Consider the following 21,749-nt stretch of genomic DNA (forward strand, 5'->3'; position numbering starts at 1 on the left):
CCCAGCCCTTCATTGCGCTTAAAGCGCCCGACGCACGTACTTGAAGACGGCGGCAGCAGCGAGCACCACCAGTGCGGCGCCACCGATAGCCGACACAGCGGTTGCGCCGCCATCAATTTCGGCAACGGCAGCCGTGGTATCGATTACCGCCATTGCACCGGTAGACAGCATGGCGGTAGCTACGCCAGCGCTCAGGACACTTACTTTCTTTTTCCAGGTCTTCATGGTTTTCACCTTTTTGGTTTGGATCAGAATTGTTGCCGTACTTTTTTTAACACCCACGCCACGGCAAACAGCGTGAGTACAGCCCCGGACAACTGGCCGACTTGCTCATACGTCAAATCTGGCCAAGGGGATAAGGTTTGCGGGTCAGCATTTGCGATGACAGATGAGCAGTAGATCAACGTGATCTCTTCGGCATTACTTCCCGAGCCCACCGTCGCGGCAATGGTTTCCCACGAGTTCTCACATGTAGCGATGTAAGCCATTACAGCCGGTTATTTTTCCGTTCCGGTTTTGTTGCTCCCCGGTGCGCTGGTGGTTCGTGCGCCCGCTCCATTGCCTTTTTCGACGGGCCGCACAGCCTGAACGTACATTGCAGCCTTTCCACCCGCGCCCATGTCGAGCTTGACCTGGAGTTCCATTTCGGCGGGGAGATGTTCGGCGTCCAGATGGTCGAGCAGCCCATATTCGCAATTCATCTTCATGGGCAATGCGCCCTTTTTGTCGTCCTCGTTCATCACATCTTCAATGATGTAGATCGAGGCATACTTGACGCCACCATCCATCTTGCCGCGACGTGCGCCAAGGACTTTTGCTTTGATGATGTTTTCCATTGCTTTGACCCTCATTCGGTTTTTGCCTGATGGTTATTTTTGGCTATGCGGGATTTTCAGGCCGTTTTCCCGTGCCGTTTCGCTGGTTCTTTGTGCGGCTATACGCTGCATTTCTTTCCAGCCGTTACGCCAGTCTTCCCAGTCCGGAGTTGGATAGTGATAGGGGTTGTCCGCTAGTGGATGGCTATGGACGAACGCAAACATGCCGCGACTGTAGGCGCTCAGGTTTCGGACGGTTCCACGTTCGTGCGTCATGTTCTTTTCCGGCTTGTCGTAGTAGAGGCGGATCATTGACTGCTACCCCATCAACTCGAACCCTGTTCCCCCGCATCGCCAACATCGGCCATGCGGTCCCAAGTCGTCCCATTAATGCCCTTCGCCGTCACAGTCTCTGCACGTTTCCATTGGTTTCCCTTAAAAAGCTTCTTCATCTATCTGGCCGTGGCCGTAGCAGGTGGGACACTCAACAAAGTTGATTTCAACTTCGCCCGTTCCACCGCAGTTGGGACACTCTTCGCCTTCCGGTATTTCATCGTCGTCTTCGTCGTCCCATTCCCGAATAACGCCAGAGCCAGCACATTCGAGGCAGTCTTTTGTTTCGTCCGACATTGCTGATCCTTATTAATTTGGGCTGATTCGGTTTTCACTCTTTTCCGGTTTTGTGCCGGACTGATGCGGCGTAATGATTTGGGGTGTTCGCGTCTTGATGCCCTGTAATTGATTGTTAGGCAGCTAGCAAAAAAAGGGCTTCGCTTTGTTGCGTCAGACGCGAACGCATTTGATTTTGATAAGGGACAGGTCAACACCACTCCCTCTGGTTCAGGTTCGGGGCAAGGGGTCGTCCCCTCACCCGACGCCGTCCCCATCGGTCTGATGCGTGGCTGGTGTAGCAGAACCATTGGCGGGCGCAAGGCCAAGCGGCACGCCGAACTTCGTTGCCTTGCGCCCGCCAATGGTCCCGCTTCACTGGCCCCGCGACCGATGGTGACGGCGACGGGCAAGGGGACGAAGGCGGAGCCGTTGCAAGGGAAGAAGGTCAAAGTCAAAACCCCTCTTTCCTATCGGTTCCGGGTTGCTGTTCGACCAGTCCACCCGCGAGGTATTCGGCTATGATCGCGGAAGCCAGCCGGTAGGGAGTTACGCCGCGCCGGGAGGCTTCCATTTCGAAATTCAGATAGCTTTCTGCCGGAATTTCGGCATAAACCTTGCGGGTTTTGTCTTTAAGTCCGCCCTCAATTTGTGGGAGTGCCATTTTCAATCCTCTTTAATTCCTGTTCCGCCCATTGAATCGCCGCCGCCAGTGTTCGTTCCTGGCTCGCAATAAAACCCTCAACAGCATTCGCCAGTACCACGTCATAGATTTGCCCTCGATGATGTCCCTGGACGAATCCGACAACGTAATCACCCCAGTAAAGAATCCAGCGGGATACGACTGGGCCGGTTTTTTGAGCGCGTAAACTCATCGAACGACCCCGGCTTTTCGACATTCACGCCAGCAATACCCAAAACCCATCCGTCCCGCCGAACGGACCATCGGGCTACCTTCATCACTCAATTGTTCGATGGCGTCGCACAATTGACGGTAAACCGCCCATCCGGTCTTTTTGGCCTGTTCCATCGACCGTTTCAGGTCTAAGGCACGGCGCAGCCAAACGTTTTTCACGCGATCAACCAGCTCTAGCGCCAGTTGAATGAATTTGTATCGGGGTTTTCTGGCCGGTTTTGTAACGGCCCTTTTGAATCGGCGGCAAAAGGAGCGGAAGGATTCGTGCACCATGCGCCAGAGGATGCGAACGCCATTTTCACTGACACTGATAAGACGACCTTTACCGCCACCTGCACCAGTTAGACTTTGATAGGTGACCCACTGACCCCGGTTCAGGGTGAGCGTTCCGACCTGGAGGGCTTCAATGATTTCGTCGGTCAGGATGACCGTGGGGAGGTATGTGCTCATATTCAAAATTCCCTCTCCATATGGAATGGCTTAACACTCAGTTCCCGGTTCAATGCCACCAGATTGACCAACCGCGCCCTTCCGATTTTCACTGAGGGCAGATAGCCACGGCGTATCCAGTGCTCCACCTTGTCGGTAGTGACGTTGCCGCCACAGAGCTTTGCGAATTGTTCGGGGTGAACTACACCCAGAGATGATTCGATTTGCGCTAATTCCGTGATTGCCATATCTTGGTTCCTCGCCTTTTGGTGCCTGTCCGCGCCTTTGGGCCGTGTAATTAAAACACAGTGTAATAATAACACCCCCTAACATAGTGTCAATAGTACACAGTGTATTATTTACACAAATGTTTTTTATGGCCTATAAATGCCTTCTATCAAAAAACGTATTCAGCTAATCCTCGATGCCGAACAACTCGGCCCCGCCGATATGGCTAAACGAACGGGAATGTCTCGAGACCGTTGGGCAAACATGCTCTATAAGACAACCCGAGTCGGAGACGACCACATCGACGCAATCGTGAAGATGTGGCCTCAATACGCATACTGGCTAATCACAGGAGGAACACTTCCCCAGGCCGGACAAATAAGCCCCGAACTGGAGAAAATACGAAAGGACTCAGAAAGGGACGGGAAAGCTGGCTAATTGCAAGGAGGGTGCAACAGCAATGGAAATTGATAACGACCTACTAGAACGAAAAGCCCACTTATACGAACCCAGGCGATTGCCCACCACCTATCTCATACTGGTACTAGCGGCAGGAGTCGCAATCGGTAATGGGATCACCGCCCTAGCAGGATATGCATGGCTACGGATAGAAATCCAACTGGCCACAATGGAGATGCAAAAACAAGCTGAAAAGGCCACAGCGCGATTCAACCTGCAGGCCGAACAGACCCGAGCCCGCAATCTCGAACGGGAACACCAGAAAGCTCAAGCCGAGCTAAAAGCTACCCCCGCTTATCAAAACGCATACCGAATTTGCGAGTTTTGGCGACAGCAAGCCGCAGCCGACGACAATGCATTCCACCGCCAAAAGCGCGCTGAAACATGCGCAAAACTCAACGACTTCCAGTGATACGCAAACAGTCAAACGGGAAATGGTTAGCGGATGTAAGGCCGAACGGCCGGGACGGGAAACGCTACAGAAAGCAGTTCAAAACAAAGGGAGAAGCCGAAAGGTGGTCCGCCTGGATCACTACAGGCAAGACAAGAGACAAGGAATGGGAACCGAAGAAAAAGGACAGACGGAAATTAGGGCAATTAATCGACCTATGGTGGGACTCGCACGGACACCACCTAAAAGACGGAGAACGCAGGCGGCAGGTACTACGAAACCTGGACCAAAATCTAGGCACACCCATTGCCAGTGACTTCACCAGTACGGACTTTTCAGCCTATCGCACCCAACGCCTCGAGACCGGTACATCACCCGCTACACTAAACCGGGAACATGCCTATTTAAGGGCCATTTTCAACGAGCTAGCCCGCCTCGATCTGTGGCACGAGCCCAACCCACTGGCAAAGCTCCGGCAATTCAAAGTCGATGAAACCGAACTAACCTACCTCACCGACGACCAGATCATTACCCTACTGATCGCCCTAGACACTGGCGAGTATGCCGACGCCGGGTTAATTGCCCGTATATGCCTGGCTACCGGTGCCCGATGGTCCGAGGCCGAAACGCTCCGAGCCGAGCAGGTACACCCCAACCGGATTGACTACGGCCGCACAAAATCCGGCAAAAACCGCAGTGTCCCTATTTCCGATTGCCTCTATCGGACCCTAGCAGATATCGGCCCGGGTCGATTATTCGCAGATTCCTACAACGGATTTCGACGGGCAATTAACGATCTAGAATGGGAACTACCCCGAGGACAGTTAACCCACGTGCTACGCCATACGTTCGCATCGGCATTTATGCAACGCGGAGGGAATATCCTGACACTTCAACGGCTGCTAGGTCACGCATCCCTAACCATGACGATGCGCTATGCCCACTTGAGCCCCGATCACTTGACCCAGGCGCTCGATCTGAACCCACTGGCATGACAAGGTGGACACTTTGTGGACAACTATTTTTAGCTCGTTATCGTAAGTTATTGTTTTTATGGTGGGCCCACCAAGATTCGAACTTGGAACCAATGGATTATGAGTCCACTGCTCTAACCATTGAGCTATAGGCCCTGCAAACAAATGCGCCCGAAGGGTTTGCCTTCGGGCGCATTGATTATACCCGGCGGTGCGGGTTCAGGTCACCCTCCCTCGGAATCGAGGAAGCTGCGCAGGGTCTCGGAGCGGCTCGGATGGCGCAGCTTGCGCAGCGCCTTGGCTTCAATCTGGCGAATGCGCTCGCGAGTCACGTCGAACTGCTTGCCGACCTCTTCAAGAGTGTGGTCGGTGTTCATGTCGATACCAAAACGCATGCGCAGGACCTTGGATTCGCGGGCCGTGAGCCCCTCCAGAACGCCCTGAGTGGCTTCACCGAGGCCGGAGGAGGTGGCATGGTCCACCGGTGACAGCACATTGCCGTCCTCGATGAAATCGCCCAGGTGCGAATCCTCATCGTCGCCGATGGGCGTCTCCATGGAGATCGGCTCCTTGGCGATCTTGAGGACCTTGCGGACCTTGTCTTCCGGCATTTCCATCCGTTCGGCAAGCTCTTCCGGCGTTGCTTCGCGGCCCATCTCCTGCAGCATCTGGCGAGAGATGCGGTTGAGCTTGTTGATGGTCTCGATCATATGCACCGGGATACGAATCGTGCGGGCCTGGTCCGCAATGGAGCGGGTAATGGCCTGCCGGATCCACCAGGTGGCATAGGTGGAAAACTTGTAACCGCGACGGTATTCGAATTTGTCCACCGCTTTCATGAGACCAATATTGCCCTCCTGGATCAGGTCCAGGAACTGCAGGCCGCGGTTGGTGTACTTCTTGGCGATGGAAATCACCAGGCGCAGGTTGGCCTCCACCATCTCCTTCTTGGCACGACGCGCCTTGGCCTCGCCGATGGACATCTTGCGGTTGATGTCCTTGATTTCGGAGATGGTCATGCGGCACTCCTTCTCCAGCTGCACGAGCCGGTTCTGGGTGCGGCGAATATCTTCGGCGTACTCCTCGAGGTGCTTCGCGTACTCCTTGCCACCCTTCAGGTGCTGATCGAGCCAGTCCGGGTTGGTTTCGTTGTCCGGAAAGGAGGAGATAAATGCCTTGCGCGGCATCCGCGCATTCCGGACACACAGCTCCATGACCTGACGCTCCTGAGTGCGGATACGGGTCACAAGATTACGCAACGTGTTAACCAGACGGTCTACCAGCTTGGGAGCGAGCTTGACCTCCATGAACGCCGCGACCAGCTCCTGGCGAAGATCCAGGGTCTTCTTGTGGTCCTTGCCGTTCTTCTCGAGGGAGGCTACCAGCTTGTCACGCAGATCGGCGATGCGCGTCATACGCACACGGACTTCTTCGACATCCAGGCCGGTATCTTCTTCGGCCTCTTCGTCATCCGCGGAAGCATCGGCCACAGCAGGCTTGCCCGCCTCTTCATCTTCATCAGGATTCACCAGACCGGCGATGACTTCGGCCATGCGGAGATTACCCTGCTCCACCTGCTCGAATTCACGCAGCAGTCCATTGACCGTTTCCGGATGGCTGGCGAGCGCCTGCAGCATCTGGGCAATGCCCTCTTCGATGCGCTTGGCAATCTTGATCTCACCCTCGCGGGTCAGCAGCTCAACGGCACCCATCTCGCGCATGTACATGCGCACCGGGTCGGTGGTACGGCCAAATTCGGCATCCACTGCAGCGAGAGCGGCGGCAGCCTCTTCTGCGGCATCCTCATCCGTATTCACGGCATCGCCGGCGATCAACAGACTATCGGCATCCGGCGCCTGTTCATGCACCGTGATCCCCATGTCATTGATCATGCTGATGACATCCTCGATCTGTTCGGGATCGACGATATCATTCGGCAGATGATCATTGACCTCCGCATAGGTGAGATAGCCTTGCTCCTTGCCTTTGGCAATCAGGAGCTTAAGCTGAGACTGCTGTTCTTGATCCATCATCGCGTCACTCGCTGGTTGAATCGTGTGGAGTGGGGCCGTACGCAAAAACGCAATATTATAGACTATAGACGCTCTACTTGGATCCGCCAGTGGATTTGCCGAGTTTTATTCGTCCGTTAGCTGCGAGTCTTAAAGTCCTTCACGGCGTTTTGCTTCTAAGCAATTGTTGCAACTCTATTTTCTCCGCTCCGGTCAACTCCCGAAACGGCTTTCGAGTCAATTCGTCACGGCGAAACTCGAGCCGATACTGCTCGATTCTCTCTAACGTTTCCTCGAATTCTCGCTGCAGCGCCTCTGCATCGTCGAGAGGCAGTTCACGCGCTGCAAGCTTCGCCAGATGCGGTCCCTCGGGCCGCTCCCGCCAATGTTCGATCAGGGCGCCAGTTGATAGGTGCGGCCTGATCTGTACCAGTTCAAGCATTTCACCCAACAAAGCGGCCCCGGGAAGCGGTATTCCGGCAAAACGGGTGGAACTCCCCGCATGAGCACCGAGTCCGGGCTGCTGAAGCAGCAGGGAAATCGCATGACGCACCGGCGAGGGGGCACGGTCGTCACCCATTTTCGCAGGTCGTCTGCGCGGGCCGGGCACAGATCGACCCCCGGGAATCCCGAATCCCAGCAGTTCGCTCACCTCGGCCACACCCATTCTCGCCCGTGATGCGAGATTTTCCGCCAGCGCCTTGCGGTAGCCTCCTACAGGCACTTTTGACAACAGCGGCCTTGCAAGTTCCACCAGTCGGGCGGGGCCGTCGATTTGACTCAGATCGGCCCGGCTACTCAGCTGATCCACCACGAAATCGGCCAGCGGCTGGGCCCGCTCCACCCGACTTTCGAATCCTTCCCGGCCGATTTCCCGAATCAGCGTGTCCGGGTCCTCACCATCGGGGAGGAACATGAATTTCACCTGGCGACCTTCACCGATCAGCGGCAACACGTGTTCCAGGCCCCGCCAGGCCGCATCCCGCCCCGCGCGATCACCATCAAAACAAAACACCACCTCCGAAGTGGCGCGGAACATCAACTGCAGGTGGTCGGGCGTCACCGACGTGCCGAGCGTGGCAACGGCATAGCGGACCCCGAACTGGGCCAGCGACACCACATCCATATATCCTTCGACGACCAGCAGTCGCGGCAGCTGCCTGAGTGCCTGCCGCGCCTCCCACAGGCCGTATAACTCCCGACCCTTATGGAAGACAGGGGTTTCCGGCGAATTGAGATATTTGGGTGTGCCGTCACCCAAAACCCGTCCTCCGAAGCCGATTACCCGTCCCCGGCGATCGTGAATGGGAAACATCACTCGTTCCCGAAAGCGATCGTAACGGCGACCTTCATCGTTTTCGATGGAGAGACCGGCCGCTACCAGATCAGCCGGTCGGGCACTGTTCAATGCCTTGCCCAGGTTGTGCCAGCCCGGCGGTGCGAAGCCGATACCGAATTCCGCGGCAATCTCGCCGGAGAGTCCCCGTCCCTTCAGGTATTCGACCGCCCGCACCGCCTCGGGGTGAACCCGAAGCTGTTTCCGGTAGAAGCGATCGGCCTGTTCGAGCAGCCCATAGAGCTCTCCCGTATGGTTGTCTGCAACCGACCGGGCCCCCTTCTGGCCCCCTTCACGCGGAACCGTAAGCCCATTCGCCGAGGCCAAGTCCTCGATGGCCTCCACGAACGACAGGTGCTCAAACTCCATCAAAAAGCCGATAGCGGTACCGTGAGCACCGCAACCAAAACAGTAATAGAACTGCTTGTTCGGACTGACTGTGAAAGAGGGAGTTTTTTCCTGGTGGAAGGGACAGCAGGCCTTATAATCACGGCCGGCCTTTTTAAGGGGCACTCGACTATCGATCACGTCGATGATGTCGACGCGACTGATTAAGTCATCGATAAACGTCTGCGGAATCTTGCCGGCCACATGCCCCTCAAGTTTGACGGCCGCTTTCAGCCGCCTGAAGGGCTGGGAGCCTGTCCGACAATAGCAATGGCCTCCAAAATGCAGGTTGGCGCTGAGGAACGAAGCCCAACAAGATCAGCGTTGGGGTTCGCATAACTCACCCCAACCTGCAAAAACCATTGTTCTCGGACAGGCTCCCTAGGAAAGCTTGGCCTTGACCTTGGCGCTGAGTGCGCCCATGTCGGCGCGCCCCTGCACTTTTGGTTTCAGGACGCCCATCACCTTGCCCATGTCCTTCATGGACGCGGCACCGGTGTCGGCGATGGCCTGATCGATCAGGGCATCGAGCTCCGCCTCCGACAGCGGCGCCGGCATGAATTCCTGAATGACCGAGAGCTCCGCCTCTTCTTTGGCAGCCAGCTCGTTGCGTCCGGCATCCCGGTACTGAGTGATGGAATCGTTACGCTGCTTGACCATCTTGTCCAGTACGGCCAGGACCTCGGCGTCATCAAGCTCGATACGTTCATCGACTTCACGCTGCTTGATGGCGGCCAGGATAAGGCGCACCGTCGTGAGGCGCTCTTTATCCTTGGACCGCATCGCGGCCTTCATTTCGTCCTGCAGACGCTGTTTCAGGTTCTCGGCCATGGTTTAGCGGTTCCGAGACGAATCAGTACAGGCGCTTCATGCGAGACTGTTCGCGCGACAGCTTCTTCTGCTGGCGTTTGACGGCAGCGGCTTTCTTGCGTTTACGGATTGCGGTCGGCTTTTCATAAGCCTGACGGCGGCGCACTTCGGACAGGACGCCGGCCTTTTCGCAGCTACGCTTGAAGCGACGCAGCGCCACGTCGAACGGCTCGTTCTCTCTTACACGTACGGAAGGCATATGTACTTCTTCACCTCGTAGAAGAATTTGACACAAACTTTACCCGGAGTCGGGTGAACACGGAAGTTTAATGGCCCGATAGCCAGAATGCAAAACTTCTTGTCCTCAGCATCCGGTAACGCGAAAATGGCCGCATGCGTATATTGGGAATCGAGACCTCCTGCGACGAGACCGGCGTCGCCCTTTACGACACCGAACAGGGCCTGCTCGGACACGTCCTCCACAGCCAGGTGCCGATGCATGCCGAATACGGCGGCGTGGTGCCGGAATTGGCCTCCCGCGACCATGTGCGCAAGGTCCTGCCACTGACGCGCAAGCTTCTGGCCGACACCGGCGCAACCCTCGATAGCATCGACGGTGTGGCCTATACCGCCGGGCCTGGCCTGGTTGGTGCGCTACTGGTCGGGGCGGCGGTAGGGCGTAGCCTGGCCTTTGCCCTTGGCGTTCCGGCGGTGGCCATCAATCATATGGAGGGGCACCTGCTGGCCCCCATGCTGGAGAGTGATCCGCCCGAATTCCCCTTCGTGGCGCTGCTGGTGTCGGGCGGACACACCCAGCTGGTACAGGTCGAGGGTGTCGGCCGCTACGAAATGCTGGGCCAGTCCCTGGATGATGCCGCCGGTGAGGCCTTCGACAAGACCGCCAAGCTGATCGGACTGGGTTATCCGGGCGGCCCGGCCCTGGCCCGTGCGGCGGAGAGAGGCGATGTTTCGCGCTTTCGCTTTCCCCGCCCGATGACCGATCGGCCGGGGCTCGACTTCAGTTTTTCCGGGCTGAAGACCTTTGCGCTGAACACCATCCACCAGCACCCGAACGCCGGAGCCGACGTGGCGGCAGCCTTCCAACTGGCCGTGGTGGAGACGCTCGCCATCAAATGCCGACGTGCGCTGCAACAGACCGGCCTGACGCGGCTGGTGGTCGCCGGCGGGGTCAGTGCCAACGTCCACCTGCGAGAGCGCCTCGATCGTCTGGCGGAAGAGCAGGGAGGTCGCGTCTACTATCCGAGACCGGAACTGTGTACGGATAACGGTGCCATGATCGCCTACGCCGGTGCCCTGCGGCTGCAGGCCGGCCAGCACGAACCGCTCTCCTTCACTGCCCGCCCGCGCTGGCCGATGGATGAACTCGCCCCCGTCTGAGCAGCCTTTCGCGGCTTCCGCCGCTCCTACAGGGGTTCTGAATGCAGGGTGCATTCTTCACAGTTGTCTTTCCCCCTGACCCCGTGATGAACGGACGGTTCACGAGGGGCGCGATAACGACGGGAGATCGGCCGGGCTGTCGACATCGCGAAGCACACCCGGATCATCACAGGGAATCGTCACCAGCCGTGCCGACTCGCGCCGGAGCAGGTGGCGGGCGCCGGCGTCGCCGCTCATCTGTTGCAGCTCTTGCCGGAATTCGGCAGCGATCCCCACCGGGTGGCCGCGGCGCCCGTGGTGGATCGGCGCCGCCAGCGGGGCCCCGGCTGACAGTGTAGCGGCCACCGTACGGATGGTGTCTGGTGCGATCCAGGGCATATCGGCCAGCGCGACAATCCAGCCGGAGGCGAAGCGGCTTGCCGCAACGCCGCAGGCCAGGCTGTGGCCCATACCCTGCGCTGCGTCGGGACACTCCACCACCCGAAGACCTTCGGCCCTGAACAGCGGAGTTAGCGTTCGCTCCGCAGGACCCACCACAACGATGCAGTCGGCGACGGCAGCGCGCAGATGACGGGCGGCGGCGATACCCAGAGGAGTACCGTCCGAAAGCGGCGCCAGCAGCTTTCGCCCACCGAAGCGGGTGCCGGCGCCTGCAGCCAGCAGAAGGCCGATCGGCTTCAGTTCTTCCGTCATCGTACTCACTCCATGGCGATCCCCCGGAGGCGGCATTGCCGCGGCGGGCACAGCCCACCCGTTAGACCTCAACACCTCTGCGGTGAGTGTCGGCACTATGGGTGGAGAGAAGCGTATCCGGCCGTTGGCCGAGAGAAACCCCGTACTTCACGGCGGTCAGTTCGGCGACGATGGACACCGCGATCTCGGCGGGCGACCGTCCTCCCAAAGGCAGGCCGATCGGTCCGCTCAAGCGATTCAGCTGCCGGGTCGTGAGCCCCAGTTCGGCGAGCCGTTCGCGGCGCCCGGCACTGTTGCGCCGCGAACCCAGTGCGCCGACGTAAAACGCCTTGCAGCCAAGCGCCTCCATCAGCGCCATGTCGTCGAGCTTCGGATCATGCGTCAGCGCTACAACAGCGCTCCGGGGATCATCGGCCAGGGCCAGGACCGTGTCGTCGGGCATCCGGGTTTCCAGACGGGCGGCAGCACAGTCCCACTCTTCCGGTGCCTCCACCCGCGGGTCGCAAATGATGACCTCATAGTCGAGAGCCGCCGCCATTTCGGCGACGCGCCGTGACAACTGACCGTCACCGATGATCAGCAGCCGCCAGGTGGGGCCGAACAGCTTGCCGAGCCGCGCCTCACCGACGCTCAGCGGGACGGATTCACGCTCCGCGGGCCTCCAGGTGACAACGCCGCTTCGCAGATCGAGTTGACGGTAGACACGCCGCCGCTCGCAGCAAGCCGCAAGTGCCGGAATGATGGCGGCTGCATCCTGCAGCGGCTCGGCGATGACTTCCACCCGCCCGCCGCACGGCAGACCAAAACGATGCGCCTCTTCGGAACTGACGCCATACTGCAGTCGCTGCGGCGTTCCCTCGGGTTTGCCGAGGCGTTGCGTCAGGTCCGCCTCCAGGCAGCCACCGGAGACCGAGCCGACCGACAGGCCGCCCTCGGTCAGCGCCATAAGCGAGCCGGGTGGACGCGGCGAAGAGCCCCAGGTGGCGGCAACCGTTACCAGCCACACGGACGTCCCGGCTTCGAGCCAGGCGGCGGCCCGCTCCAGCACCTCCTGGTCCCCGCCGACGTTCACAGCCGGATGGGGAGCCGGCGAATCGGCTTGCCGGTGAGTGCGAACAGGGCATTGACGACCGCCGGGGCTATAGGCGGGGTTCCCGGTTCGCCGACACCGCCCGGGGCCTCATCGGAATCGATAATGTGTACTTCCACCTCCGGCATCTCGTCGATGCGCAGCATCTCGTAGTCGTGGAAATTGCTCTGCTGCACGCGGCCGTTCTCAAGGGTGATTTCCCCCTTGAGCGCAGCGGTCAGCCCGTAGAGGATACCGCTCTCCATCTGCGCCTCGATGGTGTTGGGGTTTACGGTCTGGCCGCAGTCGATCACACAGACCACCCGATGCACTTGCGGCTTGTTGTCTTTCACCGAGACCTCGGCCACCTGGGCCACGAACGAACCGAAAGACTCCACCACGGCAATGCCTTGGGCCCGGCCGTTCGGTAGTGATTTGCCCCAGCCCGCCTTTTCCGCCGCTGTTTCCAGGACACGCAAGTGGCGAGGATGCTCCGTCAGCAATTCACGGCGCAGCTCGTAGGCATCGCGCCCCGCCGCTGCGGCCGCCTCGTCGAAAAAGCATTCGGTGATGTAGGTATTCTGGGAACTACCCACCGAACGCCAATACCCCACCGGCACACCCACATCGACCGAGGCGTAGGTGATTTCCAGATTGGAAATGCTGTAGGGCAGATTCCTGGCGCCTCCCATGTTAGAGGCTGCACCGTGGGAGGGACCGGCACTGTGATGGCTCCATGCCGCGGGCAGGCCGCCACCGTCCAACGCAACCCTGAGGCGGTTGTAGGTGGCTGGCCGGTAGTAGTCGTGCCGGATGTCATCTTCACGGGTCCAGATCACCTTGACCGGGCGGCCTACCCGCTTCGACAACTCCACAGCATCGGCCACAAAGTCCTGCTCCGAGCGGCGCCCGAAGCCACCACCCAGGAAGAGGGTATGAACCCGCACGCTGTCCTGACGTAGTCCGGGGACGCGGGAGAGGAGGCCACCGGCTATCCGGCTGGCGGTTTCCCGGGTACGGGTTTGCGCCTGGGTGCCCACCCAGACATCGCAGCCATCCTCCCGCACCTCGGCGGCACAGCTCATGGGCTCCATGCAGGCGTGGGCCAGATAGGGAACCTCATAGGTCGCTTCGATCACCTGCTCGGCCCGTTCGAACGCCGCCTCCGGATCGCCTTCGCTGCGCAGGCTCTCCCCCTCATCCAGCGCCTCCCGGAAACGGCGGCTGATGCTTTTGCTGGAGAGGCCGGAGTTGTCCCCCTCGTCCCAGACGATCTCCAACGCATCGCGCCCCTGCCAGGCGGGCCAGAAGCCCTCGGCCAGGACCGCAACCCGATCGCCGAGATTCACCACCTCCTTAACGCCGGGGATTGCGCTGGCCGCGGAGGCGTCCAGCTTGCCCACCTTTCCGCCGAACACCGGGCAACGCACCACACTGGCGGTGAGCATTCCCGGCTTGTAAAAATCCTGTGCGAAGATGGCGCTGCCATCGACCTTCTGCGGCGTATCGAGGCGCGCACGGGAGGTGCCGAGGATACGGAACTCGTCCGGCTCCTTGAGGAACACCGATTCCGGCACCGGCAAACGGGCGGCGGCCTCGGCCAATTCCCCGTAACCGGCACGACGACCGCTATCCGGGTGCACCACCTCGCCCTTTTCGGCGTTACAGGTGGACTCATCCACACCCCAGCGCTCGGCGGCGGCGGTGATCAACATCATGCGCGCTGCCGCGCCGGCCTCGCGCACGGGCTGCCAGAAGCCGCGCACGGCGGCACTGCCGCCGGTGAGTTGTTGTCCGATGACAGGGTTGGTGTAGGCCTTGTCGGCAGGGGCGAATTCGGCACGAATGGACGACCATTCGGCCTCCAGCTCCTCTGCCAGCAGCATGGGAATGGCGGTCATCACCCCCTGCCCCATTTCGGAACTGCCGACGATGGCGGTGATCCGGCCGTCGGGATCGATGCGCACCCACGCGTTGGGCACGAACTCGATTCCATTGGTAGCACCCTGGACAGTAGGAGTACCGTTCAGGTCGCAGCCGATCAGGATCCCGCCGGTAGCGGCGATCGATGCGGTGAGAAAGTGGCGACGGGTGATCCTCATGTCACGCCTCCCCGGCCGAAGCGGCCCGCTTGATGGCGCGACGAATGCGGCTATAGGTGCCGCAGCGACAGACAATGCCCGACATCGCCCGATCAATATCCCCATCCGAGGGAGTCGGATTTTCCTCCAGCAGGGCGGCTGCGGCCATGATCTGCCCCGACTGGCAGAAGCCGCACTGAGGGACATCTTCCTCCACCCAGGCCGCCTGCACCGGGTGGGAGGCATCGCCGGAGAGCCCCTCGATGGTGGTCACCGAATGTCCGTCCACGGACTCGACCGGGGTGACACAGGAACGGATTGGCTCGCCATCCAGGTGAACCGTACAGGCGCCACACTGGGCGATGCCGCAAGCGTACTTGGTGCCGGTAAGTTCCAGGTTGTCGCGTAGTACCCACAGGAGCGGCGTCTGTGGATCGACATCGATTTGCTGCTCGCGCCCATTCACGGTAATGGTGATCATCGTATCTCCCTGACATGCGGAATGCTGCGGTCTTGAATTTTAGTTATTCCAACAGCTTAGTTGAGCGGCCGGGTGCTTCAAGCCGGCCCGGGGCATCACCGGTTCACCACGCAGGGGGCGGACTGAGCGAAGCGCTGTTGATTTCACCTCCGAACCCCCTCTGCGAAGCTCGCCGATGAGGAAAAAAAGGGCGGAATTCGGGACTGAAAACCCCTCACGCGAGTCACGATTCGTGCCACGCTTAGGAAAAGTCTCGAGGGGAGGATTTTGCCATGACAAGGCTTTTACTCTTTTTGACCGTATTGACACTCGGCGCCTGCGCGACCCAGGTGCCGGAGCCCATCCAGACCGCACCGGCCGGTAACCCCCCGGTTGCGGAAGTTCGGAGCAATCCGGAGCGCTTCGAGGGCAGCCGGGTACGCTGGGGCGGCACCATCGCCAACGTACAGAACCGGGCCAATGAAACCCTGATCCAGATCGTCGCACGGGATCTGACCGATGCAGGGAAACCGAAATACGAGGATCGCAGCAGCGGCCGCTTTATGGCCCGCATCGACGGCTTCGTGGATCCGGCGGTCTACGCCCAGGGGCGGCGCCTGACGGTCACCGGGGAGATTGTCGGTTCCCTTGTGGAGCCGGTGGGGGAGTACGATTACCGCTTCCCGGTAATTGAAGTCGAGGCCTCCTATTTGTGGCCGCGGGAAACCGAAAGCGTCCGCCGCCCGTATTACTACGATCCCTTCTGGGATCCGTTCTGGTATGACCCGTGGTACCACCCATACCGGCCCTTCGGATACCGGCCGTACTACTGGTGATGATGATGAAGAAACTCGTGTTGCTGATCCCGGTCCTGCTGCTGTTCGCCTGTGCAACGGGGCCTGAACTCGATACGGCCGGCGCACAGACGAGCCTGACGCCTGGCGAAGCGGTTCAGGAGTTCAATGCCTTCAGAGGCGAGAAAGTGGTATGGGGCGGTCAGATCGTCGGCGGTACCAATCTCGATGAGGCTACGCGGCTGGAGATCCTGGCCTATCCCCTGGACTCCAGTAACCGACCCGACACCGGGCGCCAACCGATCGGGCGTTTTTTGGTACGCCAGACCGGCTACCTGGAACTCTCTGATTACGCACCTGGCCGGGCGATAACGGTGGTGGGCGTGTTGACCGACACCCGCGAAGGACGTGTCGGTCAGGCGCTCTACCGTTATCCGGTTGTACACCCATCGCAAATGCATCTGTGGCAGCCGGAAGCGAGGGGCAGATCCGGACCTTCGGTACACTTCGGCATCGGGGTGATCCTAGGAAACTGATGGCTGGCGGACGCCGAGTCGGGTGTCGGCGACAGACGGCAACGGCACCCGTTCCAGCGCTCCCTGTAGCCGCAAGGCGCTGTAGAGGATTACGCTGGCACCGAACATCTCGCAAAACTCCTCGAGCGAGACCGCCAGGGCATAGTTCATCGAGCCGGGCTCGATGAACTCGTAGGTGATGATTTCGACCCCGACAGCACCGGCCAATACGATGGCCACACCGGCGGAAAACAGCGTAAGCAGGCGGGGAAACAGTGCCCGGATGATGCGAATCTGTCTCCAGGCGATGACCAGTGCCGTGATGCCGAGCACGCCGTAGATGGGGATCCAGAGTCCGTGATCGCCGGAGAAGCGCGGGAGCCAAGTCGTTTTTTCAAAGGCAATGCTCACCGACTCATGCACCCCGGCGCTCTCATCGAGCGAAAGAAACAAGAACCCCAGGCCTGCCAACAGGAACAGGTTGGTGACGGGGCCTTCACTCCCGGCAAGCCGCCTGTGGCGGTACCAGATGTAACCGAATACCCCGCCGATGGCCGCCAGTTGCAAGGAAGAAAACCAGGTGGGGATGTTCATCTCCCCATTGAGATCGACCAGGCGGCGGATAATCCAGACGGGATCCCCCAGATACCAGCCCAGCGCCCGGTCACCCCAGTGGGCTGCGACCAACAGAACTTCGAACAACAGCAGGAGGAAAAAAATTTGCGCAGGTGCATTTCCCCGGTTTTCCATCAACATCTCCCCGGTCTGTTCCATCCGAACAATGGGATAGGCGGCGTACCCTCTTCAAAGCTAGCGCGATATCCATCGGATGCAATCATCCCGGCCCGGATCAACAGGCGGCATTCAAGCTTGACGACGATGCCATCCCTGAACCGGAGCGGTTCACAGGGACAGCATCGTGGCAAACCTCCGCCGGGTTAACCGACAACTTCCCAGGTGCCGTCGTCCCGCTTGCAGGCCGTTCCGCTAGCCGTCTGCGGTTCACCCTCGATACTGACGGTGGTGGTGTATCGACGGCACATCCGACCGTCGCGCTCGAAAGTATCGGTCGGATTGACCTTGTACTGTTCCCCGGTTTCGCGGTCGCTCCAGGAGACCGGCTCGTTGTTTTCCAGTGCCTGTACCGCTTGCTCTTCATCCCGGGCGTCCAGGCGTCGACCGACTTCCCGGCCGAGTACCGCGCCGAGAACACCACCCACCACGGTGCCGGCAGTCCCATCGCCGACTTCACTACCAATAACGCCGCCGAGTACGGCACCGGCGCCAGTGCCAATCGTTTCCCTGGTCGGGTCCTGGGCGCAGGCGACCAGGAGAAAGACAGCGGCTATCACCGTGAAAATCGAAATTCGAATCATGATCACGTCCTCCCTGAACCGTTGTGCGAGAGTTTAGTCAGCGATCCGACTGACGATCACCTTTTGCGTCGGTTCGTAGCTCATAGCCGACTCGGGTGTAATCACTAAAGGAGTTTCGTGGGAATCGATCGAAGGAGATGAAAGCACATGAGCATGGGCGTTTTCTGGTTTCGGCGCGATCTGCGTCTGGCGGACAACCCTCTGTTGGCAAAGGCAGCTAACGAATGCGACCGACTGCTGCCGCTGTATATCGATGACCCGGGAGAAGGGACGGAATGGGCGGAAGGTGCGGCCTCACGATGGTGGCTGCAACACAGCCTGGCGAGCCTCAATCGTGAGCTGAACCGGCGTGGGACGCGGCTGAGTGTTCGCCGTGGGCGGCCAAGCGAGGTCCTTCCCAAACTGGTGCAGACCCTGGGCGCTGAACGGGTTTACTGGAACTGTCGCTACGAACCGCAGGCACTGGTTGCGGAACGCAATACCCTGGCGGCACTGCGGCTGCTTGGCTGCCGGGGGGAATCAGGACGAGCAAGTCTGCTGACGATCCCCGAGTCATCAGGCAAACCCGACGGAACGCCCTACCGGGTTTTCACCGCCTTTTGGCGAGCTCGACAAAGGGCGGGTCTCGATCTCGATGTCCGACCCGCTCCCGCCCGTCTGCCGCCGCCACCCCATCTGCCGGACGAAGTCATCGACCTGCCGTTGCCCGGCCAATGGTCGGACAAGTTTTCGGCCCATTGGGAGCCCGGAGAGAGGCCCGCTGAACGCCGACTACAGCAGTTCATCGAAGATGGACTCGGGGTGTATCCCGGCTGCCGCGATTTCCCCGCACGGGCGGGTACATCCCGCTTGTCACCTCACCTGCACTTTGGCGAGATCGGGCCCCGGCAGATTGTGGCGGCCGTTCAAGCGTGGGCAGCAGAGAGCGGCCAGGAATCCGCAGCGGAGAGCTTCCTGCGTCAACTGGGTTGGCGTGAGTTCGCCCATCACCTGCTGTATCACTTCCCGGAGACGCCGAATCGTCCTCTGGACTTGCGCTTCGAACGATTCCGATGGGCGTCCGACTATGGGAAGTCACTGACCGCCTGGCGACGAGCCGAAACCGGTTTTCCCATCATCGACGCCGGTCTGCGGGAACTCTGGGAAACCGGCTGGATGCACAACCGGGTACGATTGATTACGGCGTCCTTTCTGACCAAAAACCTCCTGGTTCCCTGGCAGGAAGGAGCCCACTGGTTCTGGGACACACTGCTGGATGCGGATCTTGCCAACAACACCCTGGGCTGGCAGTGGGTCGCCGGCTGTGGTGCCGATGCCGCGCCCTGGTTTCGCATCTTCAATCCGGTAGTCCAGGCAGAACGATTTGATCCGCAGGGCGATTATGTGCGGCGCTGGCTGCCCGCGCTGCGCAGGCTGGAGGGCAAAAAGGCCCATCAGCCCTGGAAAAGCGACTGCTCCCGGACTAACTACCCTCCACCTATGGTCGACCTCAAAACCACCCGTGAACGGGCCTTGCTGCGGTTTCGCAAACTCCCGAAACGGGGTACACGGAATTGACGAAGCAACGCGGCGATTTTCCGTGGTCGTCCTGCCCCCCCTTCTGCGTAAATTCAGCTAGCCTGAAAAGCAGAACCCAAACCTGAAAGCGAGCCATGGCCGAGCAGGAACTGGCTGAACTGGTGGACCTGGCCGATGCAGTGGAAGCGCGCCTGACCAAGGACGACGCATTGTTGATGGTGCTCCGCAGTACCGCGACAAGCACGATCAACGATAACGTCATGCACTAGATCGTACAGGACCTGTTCAAAGAACCGGGAACACACCAGAACCGTTTGTGGCGAGGGGCGATGGACCGGCTACAGTCGCCCCCGCGGATCCGATCACGCAAGTCATAAAAAACAACCGGCTGACACACTATGCGCCACCCCTGGCAGCGCCGATACGAAAGACGCATCGATCAAGTCATCGATAGCGCACTCGACAAGCCATCCCGTGAAAATCTGGATGTGCTGCTCGCAAGCGCCGGGCGCCAGCCGGGTCGGTTGCCCGAACGCATCCGCCGTCGTGCGGCACATCGAGTCCAGAATGCGCCGGAAAAGAGCGAGGCAATTCTGGAGTCCCGTGACCGGCTCCTGCAAAAGATTGAGCCGCTCATTTCCCCGCGTTTGAACTAGTCTTCAGAGAAAGATTGGCCATATGGGCATGCAGACAGGGAGACGACACATGCAGACCTACGTGATGATGACGCGGCTCAACCACAGCGTTCTCGATGCCCCGGAAAACCTGGAAAACCTCGAACACCAGGTCAAGGAACGCATCCAGGAATCACTCGGCGCGGATGGACTCGAATGGGTGGCCAGCTACGCGGTTGGCGGCCCTTACGACTACATGGATGTGTTCCGGGCAGCAGACAATGATGCGGCTATCAAGGTATCGACCATCGTACGCACCTTCGGCCACGCCCAGAGCGAGATCTGGCCTGCCGCCGATTGGGGACACTTCAAGGAAATGACGCGCGACCTGCCCGGCGGCCACGCGTAGCCGCTTCACGGGAGCGCAGCCCTTCAGGGCGGTCGCTCCCGATCGCCGCAATGGTCCGTTCAGAGGTGTTCAGTGGCATTGAAATTCACAAGCGCCACAGTGCGATCGGCAGGCAGGGAGGTGTCGCATGGAGAAGAACATCTTCGTTATCGGACTCGATGATTTTCACCTGCAACATATCCGTCAGGTCCGCCACGTCGAGGATTACACGTTCCACTGTCTGCTCACCAGTGAGGAAGCCATTTCGATAGAGCGATACCCCTTCGATCAGATGCTGCAGGAGGCGGAATCACGGCTGAAGGGGTTTCCCGGCAGCGTCGACGCCATTATCGAACACTGGGACTTCCCCTCCAGCACTCTGCTGCCGATCCTGTCCGGGCGTTTCGGTCTGCGTTCGCCCTCGCTGGAAGCGATCCTCAAGTGCGAACACAAATACTGGTCGAGGCTGCTGCAGCAGCAGGTGCTTCCGAATCTGACACCGCGCTTTTGCGCGGTCGATCCCTTCGATGACCACGCGCTGGAAAAAATTGACCTTCCCTTTCCGTTCTGGCTCAAGCCGATCAAGTCATTTTCGTCCCACCTGGGGTTCCGCATCGACGACGAGAATGATTTCCGGCATGCCATCGAACGGACGCGCCAGGGGATCCGTCGCGTCGGTGATGCGTTCAATGACGTACTGAAGTATGCCGAACTACCTCCGGAGATCGCCGAAGTGGATGGTAATCACTGCATCGCCGAGGCGATCGCCTCCGGACTGCAGTGTGGAGTGGAAGGCTACAGCTTTCGCGGTGAGCCCAAGGTCCACGGCCTCATCGATACCGTCAAGGATGCACACCGCTGGAGTTTCACCCGCTATGAGTATCCTTCGGTCTGGCCGGAGCATGTCCAGCAACGGATTATCGAAGCCTCCAGGCACCTGATGGCCCACATCGGTTACGACAACGGTGCGTGGTGCGTGGAGTTCTTCTGGCACGAGGATACGGATGAACTGGCGATCGTCGAGATCAACCCGCGCATTTCACAGTCTCACTCGGACCAGTTCATCAAGGTGGAGGGGGCCTCCAACCATCAGGTAGTGATCGATGTTGCGCTGGGCCGGGAACCGGAGTTCTGTATGAATGCCGGAAAATACCGAACGGCTGCCAAGTTCTTGCTGCGCAAATACAACGATACCGTGGTCACTCGCGTTCCCGACAAAGAGGAGATCGACGCCGTGCAGTCGGCCGTCGAAGATAGCCTGGTCGTTCTGCAGGTGCAGGAGGGAATGTCACTGTCGGAGCTTCGGAACCAGGACAGTTACAGCTTCGAGATTGCCAACATCTATCTCGGCGCCCAATCTCAGCGCGAGTTGGTCGACAAGTATCGGACGTTAGCGCAGAAACTGCATTTTGAATTCGCCGACGGGATGCCGGTGGAGGATATTCAGTTCGAGTGGGTGAAGTACTGACGGAGGATA

At 59.6% G+C, this 21,749-nt stretch carries 28 protein-coding genes and 1 tRNA gene; 10 read left to right on the forward strand and 19 right to left on the reverse strand.

The features are described 5' to 3' along the window. Positions 1–18 precede the first annotated feature (18 nt). From BLP65_RS04165 to BLP65_RS04200, 8 genes are all read right to left on the reverse strand, one after another. Positions 19–225, reverse strand: coding sequence for a major capsid protein (locus BLP65_RS04165; protein WP_092992917.1), 207 nt, complete (start codon positions 223–225; stop codon positions 19–21). A 23-nt stretch (positions 226–248) separates the two neighbouring features. After that, entirely contained in the window at positions 249–488 is a 240-nt protein-coding gene (locus BLP65_RS04170) for a hypothetical protein (RefSeq protein WP_092992919.1), read from the reverse strand. 9 nt (positions 489–497) lie between these two features. Beyond that, positions 498–836, reverse strand: a complete 339-nt coding sequence (locus BLP65_RS04175) for a hypothetical protein (protein WP_139181414.1) — start codon at positions 834–836, stop codon at positions 498–500. A gap of 33 nt (positions 837–869) precedes the next feature. Then, positions 870–1,127 (reverse strand): ribosome modulation factor, encoded by a 258-nt coding sequence (locus BLP65_RS04180; protein ID WP_092992923.1) that lies wholly within the window; start codon positions 1,125–1,127, stop codon positions 870–872. A 123-nt stretch (positions 1,128–1,250) separates the two neighbouring features. Continuing rightward, positions 1,251–1,445 (reverse strand): zinc finger domain-containing protein, encoded by a 195-nt coding sequence (locus BLP65_RS04185; RefSeq protein ID WP_092992925.1) that lies wholly within the window; start codon positions 1,443–1,445, stop codon positions 1,251–1,253. A gap of 433 nt (positions 1,446–1,878) precedes the next feature. Next, complete coding sequence (locus BLP65_RS04190; protein ID WP_139181415.1) at positions 1,879–2,094, reverse strand: hypothetical protein; 216 nt, start codon at positions 2,092–2,094, stop codon at positions 1,879–1,881. A gap of 201 nt (positions 2,095–2,295) precedes the next feature. After that, positions 2,296–2,790, reverse strand: coding sequence for a hypothetical protein (locus BLP65_RS04195; protein WP_092992929.1), 495 nt, complete (start codon positions 2,788–2,790; stop codon positions 2,296–2,298). 2 nt (positions 2,791–2,792) lie between these two features. After that, on the reverse strand, positions 2,793–3,017 hold the full coding sequence (locus BLP65_RS04200) for a MerR family transcriptional regulator (protein ID WP_092992931.1): 225 nt from the start codon (positions 3,015–3,017) through the stop codon (positions 2,793–2,795). 440 nt (positions 3,018–3,457) lie between these two features. Between BLP65_RS04200 and BLP65_RS04210 the strand changes: the two genes are divergently transcribed. Together BLP65_RS04210 and BLP65_RS04215 are read left to right on the forward strand one after the other, a co-directional pair. Then, positions 3,458–3,868 (forward strand): hypothetical protein, encoded by a 411-nt coding sequence (locus BLP65_RS04210; protein ID WP_092992935.1) that lies wholly within the window; start codon positions 3,458–3,460, stop codon positions 3,866–3,868. Then, the gene (locus tag BLP65_RS04215) at positions 3,841–4,842 is read left to right on the forward strand and encodes a phage integrase (RefSeq protein ID WP_092992937.1); all 1,002 of its coding nucleotides are present in this window, start codon (positions 3,841–3,843) and stop codon (positions 4,840–4,842) included. Before BLP65_RS04210 ends, BLP65_RS04215 begins: the two co-directional genes overlap by 28 nt. A gap of 59 nt (positions 4,843–4,901) precedes the next feature. On the opposite strand, the gene BLP65_RS04220 is transcribed toward BLP65_RS04215, so the two are convergent. The 5 genes from BLP65_RS04220 to rpsU all read right to left on the reverse strand — a co-directional run bounded on the left by BLP65_RS04220 (position 4,902) and on the right by rpsU (position 9,625). Next, positions 4,902–4,977: transfer RNA gene (locus BLP65_RS04220), tRNA-Ile, on the reverse strand. 68 nt (positions 4,978–5,045) lie between these two features. Next, positions 5,046–6,854: an RNA polymerase sigma factor RpoD gene (rpoD, locus tag BLP65_RS04225; protein ID WP_092992939.1), complete on the reverse strand. Its 1,809-nt coding sequence runs from the start codon at positions 6,852–6,854 to the stop codon at positions 5,046–5,048. A 139-nt stretch (positions 6,855–6,993) separates the two neighbouring features. After that, on the reverse strand, positions 6,994–8,760 hold the full coding sequence (gene dnaG, locus BLP65_RS04230) for a DNA primase (RefSeq protein ID WP_092992941.1): 1,767 nt from the start codon (positions 8,758–8,760) through the stop codon (positions 6,994–6,996). A 177-nt stretch (positions 8,761–8,937) separates the two neighbouring features. After that, entirely contained in the window at positions 8,938–9,387 is a 450-nt protein-coding gene (locus BLP65_RS04235) for a GatB/YqeY domain-containing protein (protein WP_092992943.1), read from the reverse strand. A gap of 22 nt (positions 9,388–9,409) precedes the next feature. Further along, positions 9,410–9,625, reverse strand: coding sequence for a 30S ribosomal protein S21 (rpsU, locus tag BLP65_RS04240; protein ID WP_092992945.1), 216 nt, complete (start codon positions 9,623–9,625; stop codon positions 9,410–9,412). Positions 9,626–9,759: 134 nt separating this feature from the next. On the opposite strand from rpsU, the gene tsaD reads away from it, so the two are divergent. Next, entirely contained in the window at positions 9,760–10,764 is a 1,005-nt protein-coding gene (gene tsaD / locus BLP65_RS04245; protein ID WP_092992947.1) for a tRNA (adenosine(37)-N6)-threonylcarbamoyltransferase complex transferase subunit TsaD, read from the forward strand. Between the two features lie 99 nt (positions 10,765–10,863). On the opposite strand, the gene BLP65_RS04250 is transcribed toward tsaD, so the two are convergent. The 4 genes from BLP65_RS04250 to BLP65_RS04265 all read right to left on the reverse strand — a co-directional run bounded on the left by BLP65_RS04250 (position 10,864) and on the right by BLP65_RS04265 (position 15,088). Next, positions 10,864–11,457 carry a nucleotidyltransferase family protein gene (locus tag BLP65_RS04250; RefSeq protein WP_092992949.1) on the reverse strand — a complete coding sequence of 198 codons (594 nt, stop codon included), beginning with the start codon at positions 11,455–11,457 and terminating at the stop codon, positions 10,864–10,866. Between the two features lie 61 nt (positions 11,458–11,518). Continuing rightward, positions 11,519–12,529: an XdhC family protein gene (locus tag BLP65_RS04255; protein WP_092992951.1), complete on the reverse strand. Its 1,011-nt coding sequence runs from the start codon at positions 12,527–12,529 to the stop codon at positions 11,519–11,521. Continuing rightward, entirely contained in the window at positions 12,526–14,628 is a 2,103-nt protein-coding gene (locus tag BLP65_RS04260; RefSeq protein ID WP_092992953.1) for a xanthine dehydrogenase family protein molybdopterin-binding subunit, read from the reverse strand. Before BLP65_RS04260 ends, BLP65_RS04255 begins: the two co-directional genes overlap by 4 nt. Before the next feature lies 1 nt (position 14,629). After that, positions 14,630–15,088, reverse strand: coding sequence for a (2Fe-2S)-binding protein (locus tag BLP65_RS04265; RefSeq protein WP_092992955.1), 459 nt, complete (start codon positions 15,086–15,088; stop codon positions 14,630–14,632). Between the two features lie 272 nt (positions 15,089–15,360). Between BLP65_RS04265 and BLP65_RS04270 the strand changes: the two genes are divergently transcribed. Together BLP65_RS04270 and BLP65_RS04275 are read left to right on the forward strand one after the other, a co-directional pair. Next, on the forward strand, positions 15,361–15,903 hold the full coding sequence (locus tag BLP65_RS04270) for a Slp family lipoprotein (protein ID WP_092992957.1): 543 nt from the start codon (positions 15,361–15,363) through the stop codon (positions 15,901–15,903). A 2-nt stretch (positions 15,904–15,905) separates the two neighbouring features. Next, positions 15,906–16,397, forward strand: a complete 492-nt coding sequence (locus BLP65_RS04275) for a Slp family lipoprotein (RefSeq protein WP_092992959.1) — start codon at positions 15,906–15,908, stop codon at positions 16,395–16,397. Here the strand turns inward: BLP65_RS04275 and BLP65_RS04280 are convergent. Both BLP65_RS04280 and BLP65_RS04285 read right to left on the reverse strand, forming a co-directional pair. Beyond that, complete coding sequence (locus tag BLP65_RS04280; protein WP_139181416.1) at positions 16,386–17,126, reverse strand: hypothetical protein; 741 nt, start codon at positions 17,124–17,126, stop codon at positions 16,386–16,388. The two genes, BLP65_RS04275 and BLP65_RS04280, sit on opposite strands and share 12 nt — an antisense overlap. Positions 17,127–17,314: 188 nt before the next feature. After that, a complete protein-coding gene (locus BLP65_RS04285) occupies positions 17,315–17,752 on the reverse strand; it encodes an RT0821/Lpp0805 family surface protein (RefSeq protein ID WP_092992963.1) in 438 nt (145 codons plus the stop codon). Positions 17,753–17,899: 147 nt separating this feature from the next. Between BLP65_RS04285 and BLP65_RS04290 the strand changes: the two genes are divergently transcribed. The 5 genes from BLP65_RS04290 (at position 17,900) to BLP65_RS04305 (ending at position 21,740) form a co-directional block, all read left to right on the forward strand. Continuing rightward, the gene (locus tag BLP65_RS04290; RefSeq protein WP_092992965.1) at positions 17,900–19,309 is read left to right on the forward strand and encodes a cryptochrome/photolyase family protein; all 1,410 of its coding nucleotides are present in this window, start codon (positions 17,900–17,902) and stop codon (positions 19,307–19,309) included. Positions 19,310–19,404: 95 nt separating this feature from the next. Next, positions 19,405–19,539 (forward strand): hypothetical protein, encoded by a 135-nt coding sequence (locus BLP65_RS17280; RefSeq protein WP_281180143.1) that lies wholly within the window; start codon positions 19,405–19,407, stop codon positions 19,537–19,539. 129 nt (positions 19,540–19,668) lie between these two features. Further along, the gene (locus BLP65_RS04295) at positions 19,669–19,926 is read left to right on the forward strand and encodes a hypothetical protein (RefSeq protein WP_092992967.1); all 258 of its coding nucleotides are present in this window, start codon (positions 19,669–19,671) and stop codon (positions 19,924–19,926) included. Positions 19,927–19,975: 49 nt separating this feature from the next. Next, a complete protein-coding gene (locus tag BLP65_RS04300; protein WP_092992969.1) occupies positions 19,976–20,293 on the forward strand; it encodes a GYD domain-containing protein in 318 nt (105 codons plus the stop codon). A 127-nt stretch (positions 20,294–20,420) separates the two neighbouring features. Beyond that, positions 20,421–21,740 (forward strand): ATP-grasp domain-containing protein, encoded by a 1,320-nt coding sequence (locus tag BLP65_RS04305; RefSeq protein ID WP_092992971.1) that lies wholly within the window; start codon positions 20,421–20,423, stop codon positions 21,738–21,740. Positions 21,741–21,749: the final 9 nt, after the last annotated feature.

It is taken from the genome of Thiohalomonas denitrificans, from assembly GCF_900102855.1.
In the GTDB taxonomy this organism is placed as follows: Bacteria; Pseudomonadota; Gammaproteobacteria; order Thiohalomonadales; family Thiohalomonadaceae; genus Thiohalomonas; species Thiohalomonas denitrificans.

Coding starts and splice junctions, on each gene's coding strand:
- BLP65_RS04165 (WP_092992917.1), bottom strand. CDS start 225: ATGAAGACCTGGAAAAAGAAAGTAAGTGTCCTGAGCGCTGGCGTAGCT.
- BLP65_RS04170 (WP_092992919.1), bottom strand. CDS start 488: ATGGCTTACATCGCTACATGTGAGAACTCGTGGGAAACCATTGCCGCG.
- BLP65_RS04175 (WP_139181414.1), bottom strand. CDS start 836: ATGGAAAACATCATCAAAGCAAAAGTCCTTGGCGCACGTCGCGGCAAG.
- BLP65_RS04180 (WP_092992923.1), bottom strand. CDS start 1,127: ATGATCCGCCTCTACTACGACAAGCCGGAAAAGAACATGACGCACGAA.
- BLP65_RS04185 (WP_092992925.1), bottom strand. CDS start 1,445: ATGTCGGACGAAACAAAAGACTGCCTCGAATGTGCTGGCTCTGGCGTT.
- BLP65_RS04195 (WP_092992929.1), bottom strand. CDS start 2,790: ATGAGCACATACCTCCCCACGGTCATCCTGACCGACGAAATCATTGAA.
- BLP65_RS04200 (WP_092992931.1), bottom strand. CDS start 3,017: ATGGCAATCACGGAATTAGCGCAAATCGAATCATCTCTGGGTGTAGTT.
- BLP65_RS04210 (WP_092992935.1), top strand. CDS start 3,458: ATGGAAATTGATAACGACCTACTAGAACGAAAAGCCCACTTATACGAA.
- BLP65_RS04215 (WP_092992937.1), top strand. CDS start 3,841: ATGCGCAAAACTCAACGACTTCCAGTGATACGCAAACAGTCAAACGGG.
- rpoD (WP_092992939.1), bottom strand. CDS start 6,854: ATGATGGATCAAGAACAGCAGTCTCAGCTTAAGCTCCTGATTGCCAAA.
- BLP65_RS04235 (WP_092992943.1), bottom strand. CDS start 9,387: ATGGCCGAGAACCTGAAACAGCGTCTGCAGGACGAAATGAAGGCCGCG.
- rpsU (WP_092992945.1), bottom strand. CDS start 9,625: ATGCCTTCCGTACGTGTAAGAGAGAACGAGCCGTTCGACGTGGCGCTG.
- tsaD (WP_092992947.1), top strand. CDS start 9,760: ATGCGTATATTGGGAATCGAGACCTCCTGCGACGAGACCGGCGTCGCC.
- BLP65_RS04250 (WP_092992949.1), bottom strand. CDS start 11,457: ATGACGGAAGAACTGAAGCCGATCGGCCTTCTGCTGGCTGCAGGCGCC.
- BLP65_RS04260 (WP_092992953.1), bottom strand. CDS start 14,628: ATGAGGATCACCCGTCGCCACTTTCTCACCGCATCGATCGCCGCTACC.
- BLP65_RS04265 (WP_092992955.1), bottom strand. CDS start 15,088: ATGATCACCATTACCGTGAATGGGCGCGAGCAGCAAATCGATGTCGAT.
- BLP65_RS04270 (WP_092992957.1), top strand. CDS start 15,361: ATGACAAGGCTTTTACTCTTTTTGACCGTATTGACACTCGGCGCCTGC.
- BLP65_RS04275 (WP_092992959.1), top strand. CDS start 15,906: ATGATGAAGAAACTCGTGTTGCTGATCCCGGTCCTGCTGCTGTTCGCC.
- BLP65_RS04280 (WP_139181416.1), bottom strand. CDS start 17,126: ATGGAAAACCGGGGAAATGCACCTGCGCAAATTTTTTTCCTCCTGCTG.
- BLP65_RS04285 (WP_092992963.1), bottom strand. CDS start 17,752: ATGATTCGAATTTCGATTTTCACGGTGATAGCCGCTGTCTTTCTCCTG.
- BLP65_RS04290 (WP_092992965.1), top strand. CDS start 17,900: ATGAGCATGGGCGTTTTCTGGTTTCGGCGCGATCTGCGTCTGGCGGAC.
- BLP65_RS17280 (WP_281180143.1), top strand. CDS start 19,405: ATGGCCGAGCAGGAACTGGCTGAACTGGTGGACCTGGCCGATGCAGTG.
- BLP65_RS04295 (WP_092992967.1), top strand. CDS start 19,669: ATGCGCCACCCCTGGCAGCGCCGATACGAAAGACGCATCGATCAAGTC.
- BLP65_RS04300 (WP_092992969.1), top strand. CDS start 19,976: ATGCAGACCTACGTGATGATGACGCGGCTCAACCACAGCGTTCTCGAT.
- BLP65_RS04305 (WP_092992971.1), top strand. CDS start 20,421: ATGGAGAAGAACATCTTCGTTATCGGACTCGATGATTTTCACCTGCAA.